This is a genomic window from Mesorhizobium sp. M0018 (assembly GCF_040323955.1).
GTDB lineage: Bacteria > Pseudomonadota > Alphaproteobacteria > Rhizobiales > Rhizobiaceae > Mesorhizobium.
In genome coordinates this window covers 58277-77490 of the sequence record NZ_JAMYVL010000018.1, presented here as the reverse complement: position 1 = coordinate 77490, position 19214 = coordinate 58277, and the positions used below count along the sequence as shown (strand labels likewise).

At 60.4% G+C, this 19214-nt stretch carries 23 protein-coding genes and 1 pseudogene; 16 read left to right on the top strand and 8 right to left on the bottom strand.

Translation table 11 applies throughout. From position 1 onward, the window contains the following. Positions 1-73: 73 nt before the first annotated feature. Entirely contained in the window at positions 74-343 is a 270-nt protein-coding gene (locus tag NKJ81_RS23210; RefSeq protein WP_352474916.1) for a hypothetical protein, read from the bottom strand. A gap of 180 nt (positions 344-523) precedes the next feature. Between NKJ81_RS23210 and NKJ81_RS23205 the strand changes: the two genes are divergently transcribed. From NKJ81_RS23205 to pqqE, 8 genes are all read left to right on the top strand, one after another. After that, positions 524-2299 (top strand): methanol/ethanol family PQQ-dependent dehydrogenase, encoded by a 1776-nt coding sequence (locus NKJ81_RS23205; RefSeq protein ID WP_502904316.1) that lies wholly within the window; start codon positions 524-526, stop codon positions 2297-2299. Positions 2300-2454: 155 nt separating this feature from the next. Then, positions 2455-2979, top strand: coding sequence for a c-type cytochrome, methanol metabolism-related (locus tag NKJ81_RS23200; RefSeq protein ID WP_352541871.1), 525 nt, complete (start codon positions 2455-2457; stop codon positions 2977-2979). Position 2980: 1 nt separating this feature from the next. Further along, complete coding sequence (locus tag NKJ81_RS23195) at positions 2981-3844, top strand: substrate-binding domain-containing protein (RefSeq protein ID WP_352450664.1); 864 nt, start codon at positions 2981-2983, stop codon at positions 3842-3844. Positions 3845-4060: 216 nt separating this feature from the next. Beyond that, positions 4061-4156 (top strand): pyrroloquinoline quinone precursor peptide PqqA, encoded by a 96-nt coding sequence (locus tag NKJ81_RS23190; protein ID WP_101918690.1) that lies wholly within the window; start codon positions 4061-4063, stop codon positions 4154-4156. 153 nt (positions 4157-4309) lie between these two features. Continuing rightward, a complete protein-coding gene (gene pqqB / locus NKJ81_RS23185; protein ID WP_352541870.1) occupies positions 4310-5248 on the top strand; it encodes a pyrroloquinoline quinone biosynthesis protein PqqB in 939 nt (312 codons plus the stop codon). Beyond that, a complete protein-coding gene (gene pqqC, locus NKJ81_RS23180) occupies positions 5245-6003 on the top strand; it encodes a pyrroloquinoline-quinone synthase PqqC (RefSeq protein WP_352541869.1) in 759 nt (252 codons plus the stop codon). Before pqqB ends, pqqC begins: the two co-directional genes overlap by 4 nt. Beyond that, positions 6000-6296: a pyrroloquinoline quinone biosynthesis peptide chaperone PqqD gene (gene pqqD / locus NKJ81_RS23175; RefSeq protein ID WP_352541868.1), complete on the top strand. Its 297-nt coding sequence runs from the start codon at positions 6000-6002 to the stop codon at positions 6294-6296. The genes pqqC and pqqD overlap by 4 nt, the downstream gene beginning before the upstream one ends. Then, entirely contained in the window at positions 6293-7414 is a 1122-nt protein-coding gene (pqqE, locus tag NKJ81_RS23170) for a pyrroloquinoline quinone biosynthesis protein PqqE (protein ID WP_352541867.1), read from the top strand. The genes pqqD and pqqE overlap by 4 nt, the downstream gene beginning before the upstream one ends. Positions 7415-7435: 21 nt before the next feature. Here the strand turns inward: pqqE and fghA are convergent, their stop codons facing one another. The 3 genes from fghA to NKJ81_RS23155 all read right to left on the bottom strand — a co-directional run bounded on the left by fghA (position 7436) and on the right by NKJ81_RS23155 (position 9147). After that, positions 7436-8287, bottom strand: coding sequence for an S-formylglutathione hydrolase (gene fghA / locus NKJ81_RS23165; RefSeq protein ID WP_352541866.1), 852 nt, complete (start codon positions 8285-8287; stop codon positions 7436-7438). A 213-nt stretch (positions 8288-8500) separates the two neighbouring features. After that, positions 8501-8884, bottom strand: a complete 384-nt coding sequence (locus NKJ81_RS23160) for a PIN domain-containing protein (RefSeq protein WP_352541865.1) — start codon at positions 8882-8884, stop codon at positions 8501-8503. Next, on the bottom strand, positions 8881-9147 hold the full coding sequence (locus NKJ81_RS23155) for an AbrB/MazE/SpoVT family DNA-binding domain-containing protein (protein WP_352503269.1): 267 nt from the start codon (positions 9145-9147) through the stop codon (positions 8881-8883). The genes NKJ81_RS23160 and NKJ81_RS23155 overlap by 4 nt, the downstream gene beginning before the upstream one ends. A gap of 554 nt (positions 9148-9701) precedes the next feature. On the opposite strand from NKJ81_RS23155, the gene NKJ81_RS23150 reads away from it, so the two are divergent. The 6 genes from NKJ81_RS23150 to NKJ81_RS23125 all read left to right on the top strand — a co-directional run bounded on the left by NKJ81_RS23150 (position 9702) and on the right by NKJ81_RS23125 (position 14819). Next, positions 9702-10541, top strand: a complete 840-nt coding sequence (locus tag NKJ81_RS23150) for a succinate dehydrogenase/fumarate reductase transmembrane subunit (protein WP_352474932.1) — start codon at positions 9702-9704, stop codon at positions 10539-10541. A gap of 664 nt (positions 10542-11205) precedes the next feature. Continuing rightward, on the top strand, positions 11206-12252 hold the full coding sequence (locus tag NKJ81_RS23145; RefSeq protein ID WP_352541864.1) for an NAD(P)-dependent alcohol dehydrogenase: 1047 nt from the start codon (positions 11206-11208) through the stop codon (positions 12250-12252). A gap of 186 nt (positions 12253-12438) precedes the next feature. Then, complete coding sequence (locus tag NKJ81_RS23140) at positions 12439-12639, top strand: CsbD family protein (protein WP_352541863.1); 201 nt, start codon at positions 12439-12441, stop codon at positions 12637-12639. A 521-nt stretch (positions 12640-13160) separates the two neighbouring features. Further along, positions 13161-13688 (top strand): hypothetical protein, encoded by a 528-nt coding sequence (locus tag NKJ81_RS23135; RefSeq protein ID WP_352541862.1) that lies wholly within the window; start codon positions 13161-13163, stop codon positions 13686-13688. A 265-nt stretch (positions 13689-13953) separates the two neighbouring features. Next, the gene (locus NKJ81_RS23130) at positions 13954-14211 is read left to right on the top strand and encodes a hypothetical protein (protein ID WP_352541861.1); all 258 of its coding nucleotides are present in this window, start codon (positions 13954-13956) and stop codon (positions 14209-14211) included. Between the two features lie 233 nt (positions 14212-14444). Next, positions 14445-14819 (top strand): hypothetical protein, encoded by a 375-nt coding sequence (locus tag NKJ81_RS23125; RefSeq protein ID WP_352541860.1) that lies wholly within the window; start codon positions 14445-14447, stop codon positions 14817-14819. 249 nt (positions 14820-15068) lie between these two features. On the opposite strand, the gene NKJ81_RS23120 is transcribed toward NKJ81_RS23125, so the two are convergent. Beyond that, positions 15069-15368 carry a DUF1236 domain-containing protein gene (locus NKJ81_RS23120; RefSeq protein WP_352541859.1) on the bottom strand — a complete coding sequence of 100 codons (300 nt, stop codon included), beginning with the start codon at positions 15366-15368 and terminating at the stop codon, positions 15069-15071. Between the two features lie 202 nt (positions 15369-15570). Here NKJ81_RS23120 and NKJ81_RS23115 point away from each other — a divergent pair, with 202 nt between their 5' ends. Next, complete coding sequence (locus tag NKJ81_RS23115) at positions 15571-16470, top strand: DUF1236 domain-containing protein (protein ID WP_352541857.1); 900 nt, start codon at positions 15571-15573, stop codon at positions 16468-16470. 105 nt (positions 16471-16575) lie between these two features. Here the strand turns inward: NKJ81_RS23115 and NKJ81_RS23110 are convergent, their stop codons facing one another. Together NKJ81_RS23110 and NKJ81_RS23105 are read right to left on the bottom strand one after the other, a co-directional pair. Further along, entirely contained in the window at positions 16576-16818 is a 243-nt protein-coding gene (locus NKJ81_RS23110; protein WP_352541856.1) for a polymerase, read from the bottom strand. A 188-nt stretch (positions 16819-17006) separates the two neighbouring features. Continuing rightward, positions 17007-17330 (bottom strand): DUF4142 domain-containing protein, encoded by a 324-nt coding sequence (locus NKJ81_RS23105; protein ID WP_352541855.1) that lies wholly within the window; start codon positions 17328-17330, stop codon positions 17007-17009. A 225-nt stretch (positions 17331-17555) separates the two neighbouring features. Here NKJ81_RS23105 and NKJ81_RS23100 point away from each other — a divergent pair. Beyond that, positions 17556-17977, top strand: a pseudogene (locus tag NKJ81_RS23100) (exopolysaccharide biosynthesis protein). Positions 17978-18449: 472 nt separating this feature from the next. On the opposite strand, the gene NKJ81_RS23095 reads toward NKJ81_RS23100, so the two are convergent. Continuing rightward, positions 18450-18917, bottom strand: a complete 468-nt coding sequence (locus NKJ81_RS23095; RefSeq protein ID WP_352474337.1) for a hypothetical protein — start codon at positions 18915-18917, stop codon at positions 18450-18452. Positions 18918-19214 lie beyond the last annotated feature (297 nt).

Below are 19214 nucleotides of genomic sequence, written 5' to 3'. Positions count from 1 at the left end.
ATCACCTCGAGAATACGCGAACAATATGTTTGCTATATATCTCGCGGCTGGCGGTCATCCTCTTATTAGTTTTTCACGCGGCGCTTATTTTAATTGTTTCTAAATATTGCATCGCACCATATCGATATTGCAGCGCAGCGACCCATTGTAGGTTTTTGCTTGCCTGGCCTTTTACGATGACATAGCTTTTTCCTGTTTCCGGCTTCAAGAGCGCCACCGTCATCAGGGAGCGGCGGCAGTCTTTCGAAGACCAAGGGGGGCGGGCGGTAACGGTGCCCTCTGCTTCGGGGTAGGTCGTGACAGCTGCCGGAAAATAACTTCCCAACATGAATTGCTTGGGCAAGCCCTTGTGGGGCTTGACGGTCGATTCTTCACTGCGAACCCGGGAGGATTTTGGATGCGTGTACTTGCGAAAACTACTTACATTCTGACGACCGCGGCGTTTTTATCGCTCGGCGCTGCCTATACGGCTTCGGCCAATGAAGACCTTGCAAAGCTCGCATCGGATGCGAAGAACTGGGCGATGCAGACGGGTGACTACGCCAACACCCGCTATTCCAAACTCAACCAGATCACTGCCGACAATGTGAAGAACCTGCAGGTCAAATGGAGCTTTTCCACCGGCGTGCTGCGCGGTCACGAAGGCGGGCCGCTGGTCATCGGCGACGTGATGTATGTCCACACGCCTTTCCCAAACAACGTCTATGCTCTGGACCTCAAGAATGACGGCAAGATCCTGTGGAAATACGAGCCCAAGCAGGACACGAACGTCATTCCGATCATGTGCTGCGATACGGTCAATCGCGGTGTTGCCTATGGCGACGGCAAGATCATTCTCAACCAGGCCGACACCACCGTCGTCGCGCTCGATGCCAAGACCGGCAAGGTCGTCTGGTCTGTCAAGAACGGAGACCAGACCGACGGCGGAAAGGGCGAATCCGGCACGTCGGCACCCGTAGTCATCAAGGACAAGGTGCTCGTGGGCGTCTCCGGTGCTGAATTCGGTGTTCGCGGCTGGCTGGCCGCCTACAATCTGAAAGACGGCAAGCTCGCCTGGAAAGCCTATTCGGAAGGTCCTGACGCAGACACCCTTCTCGATCCCGAGAAGACCACCCATCTCGGCAAGCCTGTCGGAAAGGATTCCGGCACGAACACCTGGGAAGGCGAACAGTGGAAGACAGGCGGCGGCACGACATGGGGATGGTATTCCTATGATCCCAAGCTGAACCTGGTCTATTACGGCACCGGCAATCCCTCGACGTGGAACCCGGTCCAGCGCCCCGGTGACAATCGCTGGTCCATGACAATCATGGCTCGCGATGCGGATACCGGTGTTGCCAAATGGCTCTACCAAATGACCCCGCATGATGAGTGGGACTATGACGGCATCAACGAGATGATTCTCGTCGATGGCATGGAGGTCAACGGCGCCAAGCACGACGTGCTGGTGCATTTCGACCGCAACGGCTTTGCCTACACAATGGATCGAGCCAGCGGCGAACTTCTCGTCGCCAAAAAATACGATCCGGCAGTGAACTGGGCGACGGAAGTCAACATGGATCCCAAGAGCGACCAGTATGGCCGCCCGCAGGTCGTGGCCAAGTATTCGACCCAGCAGAACGGCGAAGACAACAACTCGACCGGTATCTGCCCGGCCGCGCTTGGAACCAAGGACCAGCAGCCGGCCGCCTACTCGCCGAAGACCGGGTTGTTCTACGTGCCGACCAACCATGTCTGCATGGACTATGAGCCTTACAAAGTGAGCTACACCGCCGGTCAGCCCTATGTGGGCGCCACCGTGTCGATGTATGCGGCGCCCGGCGGTGACGGTAACATGGGCAACTTCATTGCCTGGGATGCAGCCAAGGGTGAGATCGTCTGGTCGAAGCCCGAGCAGTTCTCGGTGTGGTCGGGCGCATTGGCGACAGATGGCGACGTCGTCTTCTACGGTACCCTCGAAGGCTACATCAAGGCGGTCGATAAGGACGGCAAGGAACTCTACAAGTTCAAGACCCCGTCCGGCATCATCGGCAACATCACGACCTACGAGCATGACGGCAAGCAGTACGTCGCCGTTCTGTCCGGCGTCGGTGGATGGGCCGGTATCGGTCTGGCAGGTGGGCTGCTTTCGCCCGACAACGCCGCCGCCTGGCATGGCGCCGTTGATCAGGGCCGTGCGCAGGGCGATCAGGCCGCGGTCGTTGGAACCGCCGGTCTGGGTGCCGTCGGCGGTTATGCGGCACTTGCCGACTATACGACGCTGGGCGGCCAGCTCACCGTCTTCGGCCTCCCGGACTGATAACCGGGAAGAGCCTTACGGCTAGGTTCGAAAACGAGAGCCCGGGTCACCCCGAAGCCGGGAACCGGGCTCTCGATTGCGCCGCGCACCCAACTCCGATCAATGCCGCTGCACGACGGCAGCCAGGGTTTCTGGCAAACGAAGGAAGAGCCTGAATGATCGTTCGCATTGCAGTTTCCGCTCTCGCCCTGGTCCTGCTGCCTCTGGCCAGCTCAAGTCTGGCACGGGCCGAAGACAGCATGGAGAAAGCCAAGGCGGTGAAGCAAGAAGGAGGCAAATATTTAGATGCGGACGGAAATCCGACCTACAAGATCGAAAACGGAACCGTCGATTGGTACACCTTCAGCGGGTACCGCCGGTATCACTCAGATTGCCATGTCTGTCACGGACAGGACGCCACAGGTTCGAGCTATGCGCCTGCCCTGGCTAATAGCCTGAAGACCATGGATTACGCCACGTTCCTGTCGATCGTCGCCGAGGGCCGCAAGAATGTCGGCGGCGGCAAGGAAAACGTCATGCCCGCCTTTGGCGACAACAAGAACGTCTATTGTTACCTGGACGATCTCTACGTCTATCTGCGCGCGCGCGCCGATGGCGCGGCACCCCGCGGCAGGCCGCCGAAGCACGAAAACAAGGCTCAGGCAGCCAAGGATGCCGAAGCATCCTGCATGGGTGGATGATATGACCGGCTGCACTGCATCGAAGCTGCGTGTCGTTCTGCCGATCCTCGGCGCGCTCGCCTTGCTGCCGTCGAATGTTCTGGCGCAAAATGCCGGGCTTGGCGCTGCGGGCGAACTGGTCGATCCCGACATTCTGCGCGTCTGCGCAGATCCCTCGAACATGCCCTTTACCGACAAGAACGGCCAAGGCTTCGAAAACAAGCTGGCTGAACTGGTTGCCAAGAAGACGGGGCGAAAATCAGTCGCTTACACGTGGTTTCCCACTGTCACCGGCTTTGTGCGCAATACGCTGGGGGCCAATCGATGCGACATCATCATGGGCTACGCCCAAGGCGATGAACTGGTGCAGAACACCAACGCCTACTACCGCTCCGCCTATGTGCTCGTATACCCCAAAGGCAACGGCATGGAAGGCATCGAGACGATCGAAGACCCGAAACTTTCCGGCAAGAGAATCGGCGTCGTCGAAAGCACGCCGCCAACCGCCAACATGGCCGCCAACAAGCTTCTGCGGACCGCCAAGATCTACCCGCTGGCGGTGGATACGCGCGTCACGCCTTCCATGGGGGAGGTCATGATTAAGGACATGCTCGCCGGCAAGATCGACGCGGCGGTCCTGTGGGGGCCGATGGCGGGCTACTATGCCAGGGAACTCGGAGCCGATGTCACCATTGTTCCGCTGTTGAAGGAAAAAACCGGCTCGCGCATGTCCTACCGCATTACCATGGGTGTACGTCCGTCCGACCAGGAATGGAAACGGACGCTAAACCGGGTGATCAGGGAAAACCAGGCGGAGATCACCAAGCTCCTGCTGGGTTACAATGTGCCGCTGATCGACGAGCACGACAATCCGATTACGCAATAGTTGGGATGGGTCAGGAGGAGGAAAAACCTACGCGATGAACAATTGAAGAGAAGACTACAGCTACTTTCGATACTTTTTTGTTTTTCGGTCTTTCAAAACCTTGTGTTCATTTGTCCATTTTGAGAACGTGATGGACGAGCCATTGCTTCGGTGCCCTGCAATGGTTGGCTAACCACCGGATCGGCCCCTTCGGGCTGGTAGAAGAGGAGAAATGTTATGAAGAAGAGCTGGACAAAACCGACCATGTGCCAGGTTGCTGCGGGCTTTGAAATTTCGCGCTATCTGCCTGCTGAAATTACTCCCAAGAAGTAGGCCGCAGAGGTGCGTGTCCCTGGCAACAGGGGCACGCATCCCCTTGCCGTATGGGATTTTCGTGAAAGAGTTTGAGGCGCGCAAAGCGGGCGGGCCGTTTTTTGCGGCTGCAAATTGGCTGCTGGTCAGAGAAGCCGCGGGGCGGGCGTTTTCATGCGCTTGAGAATCATCGGATCGGCGGCCGGCGGCGGCTTTCCGCAATGGAACTGCAATTATCGTCTGAGCCGTGCGGCTCGCACCGGGGTAGCTGGTGTGCATTCACGAACCCAATCGAGTGTCGCCGCGTCGGCGGATGGCCTCGGCTGGGTTCTGTTCAACGCCTCGCCCGACATTCGCCAGCAGATCGCGGCAACGCCTGAATTGCAGCCCGCGCACGATGCGCCGCTGCGCTCGACGCCTATTCGCGCGGTAGTGCTGACCAATGCCGATGTCGATCATGTCGCCGGCCTGCTCAGCCTGCGTGAGCGGCAGCCTTTCGCTATCTATGCAACGACACAGGTTCTGGCGACGCTGGAGGAGAATTCGATTTTCAATGTCCTCGATCCGGCGCTCGTGCCGCGACGCATCTTGCCGCCGGCGCAAGAACTGTCGATCTGCGACGCAGACGGCCACGACACCGGGGTGGCTGTCGAGAGCTTTCCCGTGCCCGGGAAGATAGCCCTCTATCTCGAAGAAAGAGGCCAGCCGGATGCCAATTTCAGCTCCGATGCCGGCGACACGATCGGCGTCCGTATCGCCGGTGCCGGCAGTCGCGGCTCCGTCTTCTACATCCCCGGCTGCGCCCGCATCGATGCGACCCTGCGCACGCGGCTAGCCGATGCCGCATGCCTTCTGTTCGACGGCACGGTCTTCACCGACGACGAGATGTTTGCTGCCGGCGTCGGCCAAAAGACCGGTGCACGCATGGGGCATCTGGCAATGTCGGGAGACGCGGGGTCGATCGCCGGCTTGGCCGATGTGAGGATCGGCCGCCGTGTCTTCGTCCACATCAACAACACCAATCCTGTTCTGGACGAGAATTCTGCCGAGCATGCAGCCGTCGAAGCGGCTGGCTGGGAAGTGGCCTGCGACGGGATGGAGATAGAACTTTGAGTGATTTCCACGACGCGGCCAGCAACGGCCTGTCCTCAAGCGAGCTCGAAGCAGTGCTGCGGCAGGTCGGTGCCGAGCGCTATCACAACCGCCATCCTTTCCATCACAGGATGACCAGCGGTGCGCTGTCGAGGACCGAGATGCAGGCCTGGGCGCTGAACCGCTATTGCTATCAGGCGGTCATTCCGCGCAAGGACGCCATGATCCTCGCGCATGCCGAGGATCCGGCGTTTCGCGCCGCCTGGCGCAAACGCATCGAGGATCATGACGGCGAGGACGGCTGGAGCGGCGGTATTGCGCGCTGGTTGCACCTGGCGACCTCGCTCGGTCTCGATACCGACGCGGTGAAGAGCGAGAGGCTGGCCCTGCCGGCGACACGTTTTGCGGTTGGCGCTTACCTCTCCTTTTGCACGAGCCGGACCCTGCTGGAGGCGGTCGCGTCGTCGCTGACCGAGATGTTCTCGCCGCTCATCATCGGCGAGCGGGTACCCGCGATGCTGGCCAAATACGATTATATCACCGAGGACACGCTGGCCTATTTCACCCGACGCCCCGAACAGGCCTCGCGCGACGCCGACTTCGCCCTCGCCTATGTGCTCGAACATGCCGACGCGGCGGAACGCCAGCAGCAGGCGATCGATGCACTGGTGTTCAAATGCGATATACTCTGGGCCATGCTCGACGCGCTTCAACACGCCTATGGCGAGCCGGGCAATATCCCGCCCGGCGCCTTCCGTCCCGAGGCAGCCCAATGATGGCACTGCGCGAAAGAGCCATGGTGTCGCTGCAGTCGGTTCCATCGCTGCCGAAGCACGTGCGCATACAGCATGACCCCGTGCGCCAGGCGTTCGCCGTGCTTTCGCCCGAAAAGGTGTTCTGGCCAAACGACATCAGCCTCGACATATTGCGCCGCTGCGACGGACGGTCCACGGTCGGTGACATCATTGCCGGCCTTGCCGCAGATTATGATGCCGAACGGGAGGCTGTGGCGGCCGATGTCGTCGCCTTCCTGCAGGAATGGTCGGACAAGCTGCTGGTGAAGCTATGAGCGAGCCCCCTCTCCCCCCGATCGGCATGCTGGCGGAACTGACGCATCGCTGCCCGCTGCAATGCCCCTATTGCTCCAATCCGCTCGAATTGCTGAGGGCCAATCGCGAACTCGACACGCAGAGCTGGCTCGACTTGTTCTCGCAGGCGGCCGACCTTGGCGTTCTCCAGGTGCATCTGTCCGGCGGTGAACCGACGCTGCGTCGCGATCTCGAGCAATTGATCGCCGGGCTTTCGGCGCGCGGCGTCTACACCAACCTGATCACCGCCGGGGTCGGCATTGCGGATGGCCGCATCGAGGCATTTGCCGAAGCCGGGCTCGACCATCTGCAACTGAGCTTTCAAGGCGCACGGCCGGCGACCACCGAGCGCATCGGCAATCACAGGGGCAGCCACGAAAAGAAGCTGGAGACGGCACGCCGCGCTCGCGCGGCCGGCTTGCCGCTTACCATCAACGCGCCGATCCATCGCCACAATATCGAGGAGGTACCGGAATTCATCGATCTGGCCCTTTCGCTGGGTGCGGAGCGTCTCGAGATCGCCAACGTGCAGTACGCCGGCTGGGCGCTGACCAATCGCGATCAACTGATGCCCGAGCGTGCGGCCGTCGACCGCCAGGCGGAGATCGTCGCGGCGGCGCGCGAACGGCTCACCGGCATCATGAACATAGATTTCGTCACGCCGGATTATTTCGCCGTCTATCCCAAGCCGTGCATGGGCGGCTGGGCGCGCGACGCCTTCATGGTGACGCCGGACGGCACCGTACTGCCATGCCATGCCGCCCAGACCATACCGTCGCTCGGCTTCGAGCGTTTTGGATCACGCAGCCTGGCCGCGATCTGGACCGATTCCCCGGCATTTAATGCCTTTCGAGGCACGGACTGGATGCAGGAGCCCTGCCGCAACTGTGAGCGGCGCGAGATCGACTGGGGCGGCTGTCGCTGCCAGGCGATGGCAATCGCCGGCGATGCCGCCGCGACGGACCCGGCTTGCGCGAAATCGCCGATCCATGCGCGCATGGCAATGCTGATCGACGAGGCCCAGCGCGCTGCGACGGTTCCTTCGAAGGACGAACCATTCGTCTACCGGCGCATCGGCGTCGTCACCGAGCCCGCCTGACTGCCGACCAATTCCTACGGCCTACCCTCGTGAAAGCCGTTGGGCATGCCACGTCATATGGTCATGCATGAATGTCGAAATGAAAAAATAGGAGTGATCGTATTCGTCCTGCATCCGCAATTTCAACGGAATGCCTGCCTTGGAGCAGGCGTCTTCGAGCAGCCAAGGCCTGAGGCCCTCCTGGAGGAAACCGTCTGACGTTCCCTGATCGACCAGGAATTCCGGGAAACGGTGCCCATCCTCGATGAGCGAAGTTGCATCGTAGCGCCGCCACGAGGCCTCATCCAGGCCGAGATATTTTTCGAAAGCCGGCTTCGACCAGCCGGCTGTGCTTGGCTGCACGATCGGCGCAAAGGCCGAGCAACTTCTGAAACGCCCGGGATTGTTCAGTGCGATCGTCAGCGCGCCATGCCCGCCCATCGAATGGCCGAAGATCGACTGGCGCGCCATATCGGCGGGAAATTCGCGCCCGATCACGGCTGGCAGCTCCTCGACGATATAGGAATACATGCGATAGTTCTTGGCATACGGCTCTTGCGTCGCGTCAAGGTAGAAACCGGCGCCGCTGCCGAACTGCCAATTGTCCTTTTCATCCGGAATGTCGGCACCACGCGGGCTGGTGTCGGGACAGACAACGATCACGCCAAGTTCGGCGGCAATACGTCTGTATTCACCTTTTTCCATCACATTTGCATGGGTGCAGGTGAGCCCGGAGAGGTACCAGACCACGGGACAACGGCTTTCCCGTGCCTGCGGAGGCACGAAAATGGCAAACGTCATTTCGCACGAGCAGTTCGTGGAGAGATGCGAGTAAACATGCTGGGCGCCGCCATGCGACTTGGCAGTCGAGACGAGTTTCAGGTGCTCTGGCATATATCCTTCTCCACCAATTTTAACCGCCGACCGTAGGCTCTACGACATCAAGGGTGATCGCGGCAACCTTGGTGGCCCGGCTGGCGCGCGGGGCTCTTGATCGGAGCCGGGATGGCCTGCCTTCGCCGACCGTCTTGGCGCAGCAAGGCGCGAGAGGCCGCTCGCTGGCGCAGCGCCATACGGGCCAGGCTGGGCGATTGTTGGCGATGCTGGCTATAACAAGGACGCAGTCACTGCGCAGGCATCGGCGATGCTTCCGGGACGCCGAGCCCTGCGCAAATGCGGCTTGACGTCCAGTACTTGCCAAACCTGGTCAGCGGCGGTTTCGCAACCCACTGATCGACTTTTGCCCCGCAGAAACTGCCGGCCGGTTGACGACAACCATTCGCGGTGTTCAGCAACGCCCGGATCGCCGCGGCAAATTTTCGCGCTCTGTCTGGTACTGCCGGGCCAGAACCCTGGGAACTCGCACAAGGCCTTCACGCTCACGGCCACGATGTCCGCTTTGGCCAGCAGGTCGACAGCAATGGCCGCCTGCCCCTCATCATCGGCGACATAGGCGCGCAGCAGCACATTCGTGTCGGCCGTAACCCTCATTCCTCGCCGGACCCGGCCACAGCGCCCGCTTCCGCCATCGCCTCGTTGATCTCCTCGATGCTGAGCACCCGGCCGTTCGTCTTGCCTCTGAGGAAGCCGTGGAGGTCCCGGAACGACCCCTTCGCCCGTGCAGCCCTCAATTCCGCCCGACCGTCGGGCAGCAGATCAAGCTCGATCTTCTCGCCCGGCTTGATGCCCAGATGTTGCAGCACGTCCTTGCGGAACGTCACCTGCCCCCTTGTCGTCACTGTCAACGTTGTCATATTAAACGTTTCCTGTTTATCGCGATAAGACAATGCAAATCTGCATTATTATCAATGCAGATGGTCGGGGCCAAGCTTGGCGTCCATGCGGCGACTGAATCGCGACCAGCGCTCTGCCAGAGCGAAATCGCCAACATCACCTGGAGGTCAGCATGCAAGCCAACACCACGGCCGCTATCCGCGTCGATCTTGCCGCAATATTTGTCTCGTTAGAACTGTCTCGTTCAATGGTTCGTCACTTCGCTTCGGCTGGTGTCGGGAATGGGGCGACCGCCGCCGGGAAGCGAGGCAAGGCAGCGTCAAGTTCGAGCCAGAGATTAACCAGAGATTAACAAGAACGAAGCCATCGCCGCATAGGCGTCTGCCTGCGTGGGTATGGACGGATTCACTCATGCGCAATATGAATCATGAATGGAGATGAGGCCTGCCGTGGCGCTCACATTTTTGCCGTGTCGCTAAGGCAGGTGACGCTCGTTCAATGACGCTGCGCAGGGCGGGTTGGCCTTCTGGTCTAACGCCGCCCGCAGAAGTGTCGATATCAGGGGATCTGGTCAATGACCGACAACAAGCCAGACGTTACCAAGGATTGGCAAGCGACGCAGGGCCAGAAGTCCTCCGCCACGCGTCTTCGCCTTTTCGCCGCACTCTCGTGGGTCGTCGCCATTGGCGGCGAGATCTACGGAATTATGCTGCTTCGCCAGAACAAGTTCGACCAGGGACACCTGCCGCTGGTCATCGGCCTTCTGGTCGGCATCGCGATTTTCGCAATCGCCGGCAACTTGCTATGGAAGGCGGCCAACAGGCACGATCCGGCTCGTGCATCCGACGCGGCCAGGTTCTTCTTCCAAAACCAGCTCGGCGCAATCATCACACTGATTGCCTTCCTCCCGCTGGTTTTCCTGATCCTCACTGACAAGAACATGGATCCGCGGACCAAGAAGGTTGCCGGCGGCGTCGGCGCCGCGCTGGCCGTGCTCGCGACGGTCATGGGGATCAGTTTCAAACCCCCGTCGGTCGAACAGTACACCCAGGATATGAACGCATGCGCAGCCCAGATCAAGTCGGGGCAGCCCACCACGGCCTGTTCGCCCGATGTCGCCGCTCAGGCGCAGGCGATTGCAACGGACACCGCCGCCGTGGCGGCGGCGACGCGGGACGCGAGCCACCCCGCCGGTCAGGATGTCGTCTACTGGATCGCGCCCGAAAACGGAGCCGCGAAGTCCAGCGAGCCGCATGTTTTCCACCTCTGCGCAGGCGTGAGCCCGCTGAAGGACAAGACTGTGAATAGTGGCTCCGTGACGGAGGCCTACGCACAGAACGCCATCCGCATCACGAAGCAGATCGATATGGAACAGAAGCAGTGCGGGTTCACCGCCACAACCAGCACCAACTGAACCCGTCTGCACTCGATCGGGTCCAGCCGTTGGTCTTGTCGAGAAGGATGGCGCGTAAACGCAGGCTCAGTATTGACTCGCCGAAGCAATGCCAAATGCTGGGATCGCCCGGCTGGCCAATATCGTCCAGCTGCAAACTTATCCGCGGCGGGCAATGACCCGGCGTCTTACGCACCGCAGCTTCCGGCCTGAGCGCTTCGGATGGAGAATGACGTTAATGAAGCGCATTGCCGCCCGGGCAGCATTATGGGCCGGAAGCGAACCGGGAACTTCTGGCGCCAAAAAAAACGATGGCGGACATTTCACCTGGTGGGCCGCATCGACCAGAAGCGGATTGGGCAAGCGTTCCATGGCATGTAGCGTCGGGTATCGCGCACCTGCTGGACTCCTGTTGATGACTGACCGATGCCGGCCTGCTGGCTTGGAGGCTGGGGAGTGGGGAGTGGGGAGTCTCGGGGCGAACTCCGCCGAGGGCATTCGGCAGCGGCATGGCCGGCCTTCAAAGTCCTTTGGCCGGGAAGTTGGTACGGATAGTCGGAATCAGGCAATACCCCTGTTTTCCGAGCTGGATTTTGAAGCCGTGAACGAGCGGCTATGATGAACGCGCCGAGTGCAAGTAAGGTCACGAAGGCCCCTACAATAAACTTTAGAGGAGACTACGTCGATGTCGAACGTGCGCGCCCTTGTCCTCGAACGCCAGCACGAACTCAAGCTGCGTGACATCGATCTGCCACAGACCGTCGGCCCGGGCGAAGTTCGCATCAAGATCCATACGGTGGGCATTTGCGGCTCCGACGTGCACTACTATACGCATGGCCGCATCGGCCCATTCGTGGTCGAAGCGCCGATGGTCTTGGGCCATGAAGCCACCGGCACCGTCTCCGAAACGGGGGAAGGCGTCGAGCATCTGAAGGTCGGCGACCGCGTCTGCATGGAGCCGGGTATCCCCGATCCCAATTCGCGGGCGAGCCGGCTCGGCCTCTACAACATCGATCCAGCGGTCAGGTTCTGGGCAACGCCGCCGATCCACGGCGTGCTGACGCCCTATGTCGTCCACCCCGCCAACTACACTTTCAAACTGCCCGACAATGTCAGCTTCGCCGAAGGCGCCATGGTGGAGCCCTTCGCTGTCGGCATGCAGGCGGCTGCCAAAGCAAAGATCGCGCCGGGCGACACGGCGGTGGTGATTGGCGCAGGGCCAATCGGCACGATGGTGGCGATCGCGGCGCTCGCCGGCGGCTGCGCCCGCGCCGTTGTTGCAGATCTCGCCCAACCCAAGCTCGACATCGCCGGCGGCTATCAAGGCGTGATCCCGATCAACGTCCGCGACAGGAACCTGGCGGCGGAGGTAAAGCGCCTGACCGATGGCTGGGGCGCCGACGTGGTGTTTGAATGCTCGGGCTCGTCCAAGGCATGGGAGACCCTGCTCGATCTGCCGCGGCCCGGTGGCGCGGTAGTGGTGGTCGGCCTGCCGGTGGCGCCGATCGCATTCGATGTCGCCACCGCCTCGACCAAGGAAGTTCGCATCGAAACGGTATTCCGATATGCCCACCAATATGAGCGGGCAATCGCGCTGATGGGGTCGGGCCGGGTCGACCTAAAGCCACTCATTTCGGCGACCTTCCCCTTCGAAGATTCCATCAACGCCTTCAACCGCGCAGTCGAAGCCCGGCCCGCGGACGTAAAGCTTCAGATCCTTTTGCCGGATTAAGGCGAGTTCCAAAGCCCCCGGGCTGTCCTCCTGATCTCCTCGATGCGTTGCGTAGCCTTCCGGGCTTGTAGCAAGGGCATTGGCAACCCAGTTTTTGTTGGCATCAACCGAGCCTATCGCCTGAGCGGTTTCTCCTGAAAGGTGGCTTTCAACAACGCGAGCTGGCGCGCAAGCAAGGAGGAACACATGAACTGGGATCAAATCAAGGGAAAATGGACGCAGTTCAAAGGCAAGGCGAAGGAGCAGTGGGGTGACCTCACCGACGACGATCTTGATCGCATCGAGGGCAACCGGGACCGGCTTTTGGGACGTATCCAGGAGCGATATGGCATCGCCAAGGAAGAGGCAGAGCGCCAGGTAGATGACTGGTCCCGAAGCATCAGCTGAGCCTTGGACGCAACGCCGTCTTCTGCCCCCACCGGGGTGAAACTTTGCGTCGCCCGCCGTGCCGACTGGTGCGGTGGCTCTTTCGACAGCGAGGCCCGCGAGGAACCTTTAGCCGCATCTAATGTTCCACTTGCGTGGCGGGCTTCGCCCCGGCGTGCGCCCCGCCCGGAGGCGAAGGAGTGCAATGATGAACAACATTATCTGGCTGGTCGGCGCGATCGTGATCATAATCGCCATTTTGAGCTTTTTGGGTCTGCGATAGGCCTTAGCCTCTCCTCGACCTCTTCGATTCGGCAACGGCTCCCTCTCGGCGTGGCCTCACTGCCCGTTGCACTCAAGCAGGTCAGACTTAGGTCCCAAGCAAGATACTCCAGGATTGGACCGAAGCCCCGGCTGAGGAACGTAGCCGGCTGGCTCACGTTGTGGTGAGCTTTGGCGCGACGAAGATGCGTCCGGGCGGAAGAGTTCAAGCCAGGGAGGAGAGGCCCGACGCTCCGAACGGGCGTCGGGCCTGGGCGTAAATGCAAACAATCAGCAGACTGTTCAATTCCCATGCCCAGGCAGCACGTGCCGTGGCCAGGCTTCAGGCTGCCGGGATTCGCCGCCGGCAAATCAGCGTGGTCGGATCTTACAACGACAATGATGAACCGATCAGCGTTGCTGGATATTACGACGATGAGATGAGCGCTCTCTGGCGAGGTGCCGTCGCTGGTGCCGCACTTGGCGCGACGGCTGGTCTGTTGGCCGGCTTCAGCGCTTTTGGAGCTCAAGACGTTGATCCCGCGGGGATGACCGGCATGGCTCTGGTCGGTGCGGCTTGGGGCGGCTTTGCCGGCGTGCTTCTCGGAACTTTCGCCAATTTTGCCCAGAAGCCGCGCAAGCCGAAGATCGCAGAAGGTGTCGTACTGGTGATGGCCCGCGTCGATGAAAGGCAGGCCGGCGCCGCGCATACGGTGCTCCGGAGTTTCGCGGAGATGCCTTCCGGGCTGATGAAGAGGAGCGCTTTGCCAGGTTCAAGCCGGCTCCGCGTCCGATCTGGTGCCCGATGAAGTTTGTTTCGCGAAACGGCAATTCAAACCGGAGGCGCCGGACGAAAGCTTGGCAAACCAACACTTTGGAAGCATGCGGGCTACTTGCCGTCGTGTTGTCCTTTATTATTACCGTTCTGTTGGTTGGTCTCATCCTTGGCTGAACCCATGCCCCTGCCACCGGCGACACTATGCCCGGCAATTGGCGAAGGTTGTGGCCAGTTCGAAGGATTAAACCATTCGTGCTAAGCGTTAATAGCTTCTAGCCATAGGAGAGGACGCCAACGTGGACAAACGGGCTGAAGGAGACGCGGAGAAATTGGCTCGAGGCGAGTTCGAGCTCAGAGCCGAACGATATGGCGTGAACGCCTTTCTTCTCGTTGTCGAACTCGTAAATCTGCTGGAAAAGCGTGGAACGATCAGCAGCGACGACGTCGCGAAAACAGCCGAAGCCACCGCACTTGCCGTTGCCGCATCCAGCGAACCCGACGTGAACAGCATCAATCTGTTGCAGGCCATCGCTGCCGCACGCCGGCCCAAATAGGCTTATATCAAATCCGCCAGCAATCGGCGCCAACCGAGGCGTGGACTACCGAGATCAAAGGGACGGATGCGGAGGGCAAGCGTGTCGAGGACAACGCGGGAACAGTCGCTCCCGATTTATTCCTGACCTTTTCGGCACTCAATCTCTGAAACCACCCACCCTGCCGGTTGCCGCCACCGATGCACATGCCAGCGTGCCAATGCGCACGACCGAGTGCGCTGGTATAGCGAAGCTTGCGCAGCTACCGCGTGCTCATGCACCGCAGCCTAAGCCTGATGTTGATTACTCAGCCGGTTGAGTTCAGCAGGTACAAACGTCCGCTTGTAGAATGGCCTTCTTGCCCATTAATGCAGACGCTCTACCTCGTCCCGATGATTTGGGCTGCCGCTGGAAGGTTCTGCGATGCCGGCGAAGTCGCCAATCCACCGCCGATGCACGACCTGGTCATTCTGCGGCTGGTCAAAGAAACGGGGATCACCGTCGAACAGGCGCGCGATCTCATCAACCTATTGGGCAACCTCAACTGGGACTCGCTCTTGCGAGAAGCCCGATTCCTTACCAGCGCCGCTGAGGCGATAGGCACTCAGTCACGGATATTGAAATATTGAAAGCGCCACAAAATCCGCTAATCTCAACTGGGGTCGCCTTTGCTTGCCACGGGGTGACCACCTAGCCTAACCCCGCTCCGGCCAAAGCGTCCCCCGCCCTCGCCCCAACGCCGGAGCGGGGCTTTGGTTACCCTGGGCCTTGTCATGCGCATCGTGGTCCTTGCCACGATGGCCAGTAGCCACGGTGTCGGTGCGGTACTTCATTGTCGCTCAACGTCGCCGCATGTCCCTTCAAAGCGACGCGCTTGTTCACTCGATGACCTTCACGATCCTGCGTGTGCCTGGATCGACCAGGACGGTCTGGTTGTCGACGACGACGTAGCGGTATTTGACGTTGGGGACTTCATGAAGCTCGACGGTATCGGGCAGGGTCGAGCCGACATTGAGCTCCACGCCGGGGAGCTGGACGGACGCCAGAGGCTGCTTTTTCACATACTCGCGTACGATCGTCTCCTGCTGCGGTTCGATGACCACATCCTGGGCGGCAGCGGCGCCAATACCCGCAAGCAGCAAAAACCCAGCCGCGGCTGTGGAAAGATGCATTCTCATGATTGTCTCCTTTCGTCGTGAGCCACCTCTGCGCTGCGCTGCGTCATGCCGTTCGCAGCGGGGTGACTAGGCCGGTAACGCTATCGGGTGGAGCTAGTTCCGCCGATCGGATCGCTTGCCGTTTCGCTCCATTAGTTTGGAACAAACTTTTTTAGCCGCAGTTTTGCGGGGTGAAGGGAAGCATTTTCCAAGGAGATCTCTCATGAAAGGCGTTCTGATCACCAGCATGTTAGCAATCAGCGTCAGCTGCGGGGCCGCACTTGCCCAGACGCAGCAGTCGACCGACGACCAGTCCGGCGCCAATTGTGCAGCCGGCACTGCCAATTGCCAGAACGGCGCCAAGATGGGCGAGCAGGCTCAGGGCAAGGCCGGCGCCACCACTGATCAACAGGCGCAGGGCAAACCGAAGCTGAAGACCGGCGAGCAGGCACAGGGCAATGCTGGCGCTACGACTGACCAGCAAGCCCAAGGCAAACCGAAACTGAAGACCGATCAGCAAGCCCAAGGCAAGGCTGGCGCCACCACTGACCAGCAGGCCACGGGCAACACGAAGATGAAGACCGAGGAGCAAGCCCAGGGCAAGGCTGGAACCACCACCACCGAGCAGGCTCAGGGCAGCTCCAAGATAAAGCCCAATCAGCAGGCTCAGGGCAAGGCTGGAACCACCACAACCACCGAGCAAGCTCAGGGCAAGGCTGGCGCCACGACTGAACAACAGGCCACGGGCAGCACCAAGATGAAGACCGACGAGCAGGCTCAGGGCAAGGCCGGGACCACGACCACCGAGCAGACCCAAGGCAATGCCTCGACGCGGACGCAGGACCAGAGTTCGACCGCTTCCATCAGCAATGTGACCGTTGAGCAGAAGACAGAGATCACTCAGGTCATCAAGGAAACGAACGTCCAACCCGTTTCCAATGTCGATTTCGACATCTCCGTCGGCGTCGAGGTTCCGCGAAAGAAGGTCCGGCTGCATCGTCTGCCGGCGCGCATCGTCAAGATCGTTCCGGCTTATGAAAATTACGAGTATTTCGTGCTCGCTGACGGCCGGATCGTCATCGTCGACCCGAATACCTACAAGATCGTGATTATCCTGACCTAGTCGTGGCCAGACGGTCTACCGTGGGTTGATTCACCAAAAAAGCCCGCCGCGCAGCTCGGGCGGCGGGCTTTTCCGTACCCAGCTCCAGCGTCTGCAAATCGCAAATCAAGGTCCGTCCTCGGGGCGAGGAGTGAGCACGGTATGTTCGATGGTGTCGGGCAGGCAGGGACTGGGCAGGCAGCTTGTTCGGACTGACGCGGTGGTCATGGCATCGATATCCGTGACCAGCACCATTCTCGCGTAGTGCCGCGGCCACAGCGGCTCTCCAAACAGGACGAAGACGCCGCCAATCATCAGCGTCACCAACAAGAGTGCCGTTGCGTTTGCAAATATCTCGCCGTAGCGCATGGTAACCTGTCCTGGCCGGAAATCGATTCAGCCTGTGACAGCGGCAATCGGGACGGTGCCGAAACCCAGCTCTACTGCCCTTGGCGCCTCGCGAATGCCGCCTCCCGTTGGATCCTCTCGGGAATAAGCCAGGTGAATAACGGCACTCTCGGTACTTTGTTCCCGGGTCCCGACGACAGCCGCTCCCTTCATGCCGGACGTTTCCGTTTGCGAAGCCGCTGGCGGTCGTCGCCATTGATGCGCGGCAGCGAGATCCTTGACGTGACGTTCGTGCATCTGCAGCACTGGCAGCGTCTTTTTGGCAACTCCTTCATTTCAGCCGGATCGTCGCCGGAATTTGCGTAAGCGGAAAACAGCGCCACCGCTTCCTTATGCGCCTGGGTCTGCATGTCGATATATTTCGATTGGAAGCTGTCACCACTGGCCTCCTTGAGTTGGTCGGAGAGCGCGCGAAGCTTCCGTGGAGATCGTTCGCCAGTCTCAGAACTGCCTGACGTCTCAGGACCCGCCACTCATCGAGCGCGCCGCCGGCGACTACGGCTGGGCGGCGGTCCACCGCCATCAATATAGCGATTGGCCGTACCGCGCGGCGGAGCTTCTGGATAGCCAGGACCCGCAATGCCCAGCCCTTGTCCGGGCTCTGAACAGAGCCGGCGAGGATGCGTGAGGACCGGCTGCGTGGGTGAGATGTCCGAGCCATCCCAGCGTTGACGCCGATCCCGGGGCCGTTCGGCACGGTGTTCGGCAGCGGGCTCGCGCTGGTCCCGCTCCAGATCGTCGCGGGCAGCCGGAGGGTCTGGTTGCCCGCCATCATCAGAGAGCGCCAGTTTTCGCCTGTGGCGTTCGGTCTTATGGTCCGTCATTCGGTGCCGATGATCAGCCGGGTGGAGAAAGTGGTGCGCACCGGTCGGCTGCAGATCCTGACGGGCCCGACGGTGCAGACCCGCTCGGCGTTCCGATCTTCCTGCTCGCTGTCGTTATCGCCCTGCTGATTCCCTTCGGCAATATCCTGCCGGTGCTCTCACTGGTAGTCTTGGCCGTCGCATTGATGGAATGCGACGGTCTCGTAACCCTGATTGGACTGCTGCTCGCCTCGACGTCGTTTGTCGCGACTGCGGCTCTGCTTGTTGTTGTGGCATCAGCGGTCCCGACGTCCTAAGCGCGGGATTGCGAGATCACGGGCGCGTCGTCAGGCATTGAGTCCGAGACCCGCCGCTCACTGACGGCCCAGGCCTGCTCTTCGACATTTTCATCTGCCTCAAGTCTGCGCCGCAACTCCCTTATCACGGGGTGCACTGGAGGTGCGAACCAAAGGATTGCTATGGAATTTAGAGAAGGACTTCCTCTGCGACCAGCTTCCGGTCGGGAGCTGGTAAACTTTTTGACCATCGGCCCTAAACAGAGGACCGTAACATCCCCATCTCCTCGGCTGCGCCGCGGTCGCGGTGAGGGATAGGCGCCCAGCCTGGTTCGGTTTCGCCGTTGCGGAGCCACGGAAACGGCAGATTCCCTCACGTTGGCGGTGCGGCGGTGGAACGGGGCGACCGAGAACCGCTGTTGCCGTTAAATCTCAGTCTTCGCTGCAGGCCAACGCGATCAACGTCCACACATATTTCTGAAAGTCTCAGGCTTTAGCAGCCTTCCGCCCGTAGCGATCGCACCATTCGCACGACGACGGGATCGTAGGCGATTTTTTCGGATCTGCTGTAGTTCATTATAAAGAGCGCCGCACCGTCATTGCAGACGGCAATGACGCGTACGTAGCGGATTTGCCCGTCCCTGATACCGGAATAACTGGCCCACGTCGGCTTAACGCGCCGATAGGTCACTTTCCAGCCCGCCTTTTCATCCTCGACAATTCGATGCTCTATTTCGGCGCGGAAACTGGCCTTTCCGAGCCTTGCGCCCCAAACAGCAAGAAAGGCCTCGTTTTTGCCCTGAAAAGCTGCTCCCTGGTCGGAACGCTGAGTTAAAACAAAGCCGGGGGGCGCATCGAATACAAAGCCAAACTGCTTAATGCCGAAGGGCTGCCACTCTTGCGCATAAAGAAGCGTGGTGGAAAATAACAACGAGACGAAGCTAAGCAGCAAGCGGAACATGGCGCTTAATTAGGGTCGAGTAATATACCGTCCATACCCTGCCGGAGTTTTTTGCCAAGCCGACCTAGCATCGGCAAGCTGGCTTAGTCGTAGACGCCGGCGGCGCCGCTCGACACGGCTGCTTAACCCGACTTGGCTCCAAACTCGTACTCGGGCGATCACCTTGGCCCGATGAGGCGCCGTTAGTGAGCTGCCGCTGGCCAGCGCCGCCGCACGCAATCGATGGCAAGATTTTGTGGCCGCAGTTGGTCGGCAATCCAAGGCTTACGAATCCTCGCGTCCAATCCCTGTGCAGAT

What these genes read in the sequence shown, in the direction of transcription:
- NKJ81_RS23205 (WP_502904316.1), top strand. Translation starts at nt 524, where the DNA reads ATGCAGACGGGTGACTACGCCAACACCCGCTATTCCAAACTCAACCAG.
- NKJ81_RS23150 (WP_352474932.1), top strand. Translation starts at nt 9,702, where the DNA reads ATGACCGACAACAAGCCAGACGTTACCAAGGATTGGCAAGCGACGCAG.
- pqqE (WP_352541867.1), top strand. Translation starts at nt 6,293, where the DNA reads ATGAGCGAGCCCCCTCTCCCCCCGATCGGCATGCTGGCGGAACTGACG.
- NKJ81_RS23135 (WP_352541862.1), top strand. Translation starts at nt 13,161, where the DNA reads ATGCAAACAATCAGCAGACTGTTCAATTCCCATGCCCAGGCAGCACGT.
- NKJ81_RS23195 (WP_352450664.1), top strand. Translation starts at nt 2,981, where the DNA reads ATGACCGGCTGCACTGCATCGAAGCTGCGTGTCGTTCTGCCGATCCTC.
- NKJ81_RS23190 (WP_101918690.1), top strand. Translation starts at nt 4,061, where the DNA reads ATGAAGAAGAGCTGGACAAAACCGACCATGTGCCAGGTTGCTGCGGGC.
- NKJ81_RS23200 (WP_352541871.1), top strand. Translation starts at nt 2,455, where the DNA reads ATGATCGTTCGCATTGCAGTTTCCGCTCTCGCCCTGGTCCTGCTGCCT.
- NKJ81_RS23155 (WP_352503269.1), bottom strand. Translation starts at nt 9,147, where the DNA reads ATGACAACGTTGACAGTGACGACAAGGGGGCAGGTGACGTTCCGCAAG.
- NKJ81_RS23140 (WP_352541863.1), top strand. Translation starts at nt 12,439, where the DNA reads ATGAACTGGGATCAAATCAAGGGAAAATGGACGCAGTTCAAAGGCAAG.
- pqqB (WP_352541870.1), top strand. Translation starts at nt 4,310, where the DNA reads ATGCGCTTGAGAATCATCGGATCGGCGGCCGGCGGCGGCTTTCCGCAA.
- NKJ81_RS23145 (WP_352541864.1), top strand. Translation starts at nt 11,206, where the DNA reads ATGTCGAACGTGCGCGCCCTTGTCCTCGAACGCCAGCACGAACTCAAG.
- NKJ81_RS23110 (WP_352541856.1), bottom strand. Translation starts at nt 16,818, where the DNA reads ATGCGCTACGGCGAGATATTTGCAAACGCAACGGCACTCTTGTTGGTG.
- pqqD (WP_352541868.1), top strand. Translation starts at nt 6,000, where the DNA reads ATGATGGCACTGCGCGAAAGAGCCATGGTGTCGCTGCAGTCGGTTCCA.
- NKJ81_RS23120 (WP_352541859.1), bottom strand. Translation starts at nt 15,368, where the DNA reads ATGAGAATGCATCTTTCCACAGCCGCGGCTGGGTTTTTGCTGCTTGCG.
- NKJ81_RS23095 (WP_352474337.1), bottom strand. Translation starts at nt 18,917, where the DNA reads ATGTTCCGCTTGCTGCTTAGCTTCGTCTCGTTGTTATTTTCCACCACG.
- fghA (WP_352541866.1), bottom strand. Translation starts at nt 8,287, where the DNA reads ATGCCAGAGCACCTGAAACTCGTCTCGACTGCCAAGTCGCATGGCGGC.
- NKJ81_RS23115 (WP_352541857.1), top strand. Translation starts at nt 15,571, where the DNA reads ATGAAAGGCGTTCTGATCACCAGCATGTTAGCAATCAGCGTCAGCTGC.
- NKJ81_RS23160 (WP_352541865.1), bottom strand. Translation starts at nt 8,884, where the DNA reads ATGAGGGTTACGGCCGACACGAATGTGCTGCTGCGCGCCTATGTCGCC.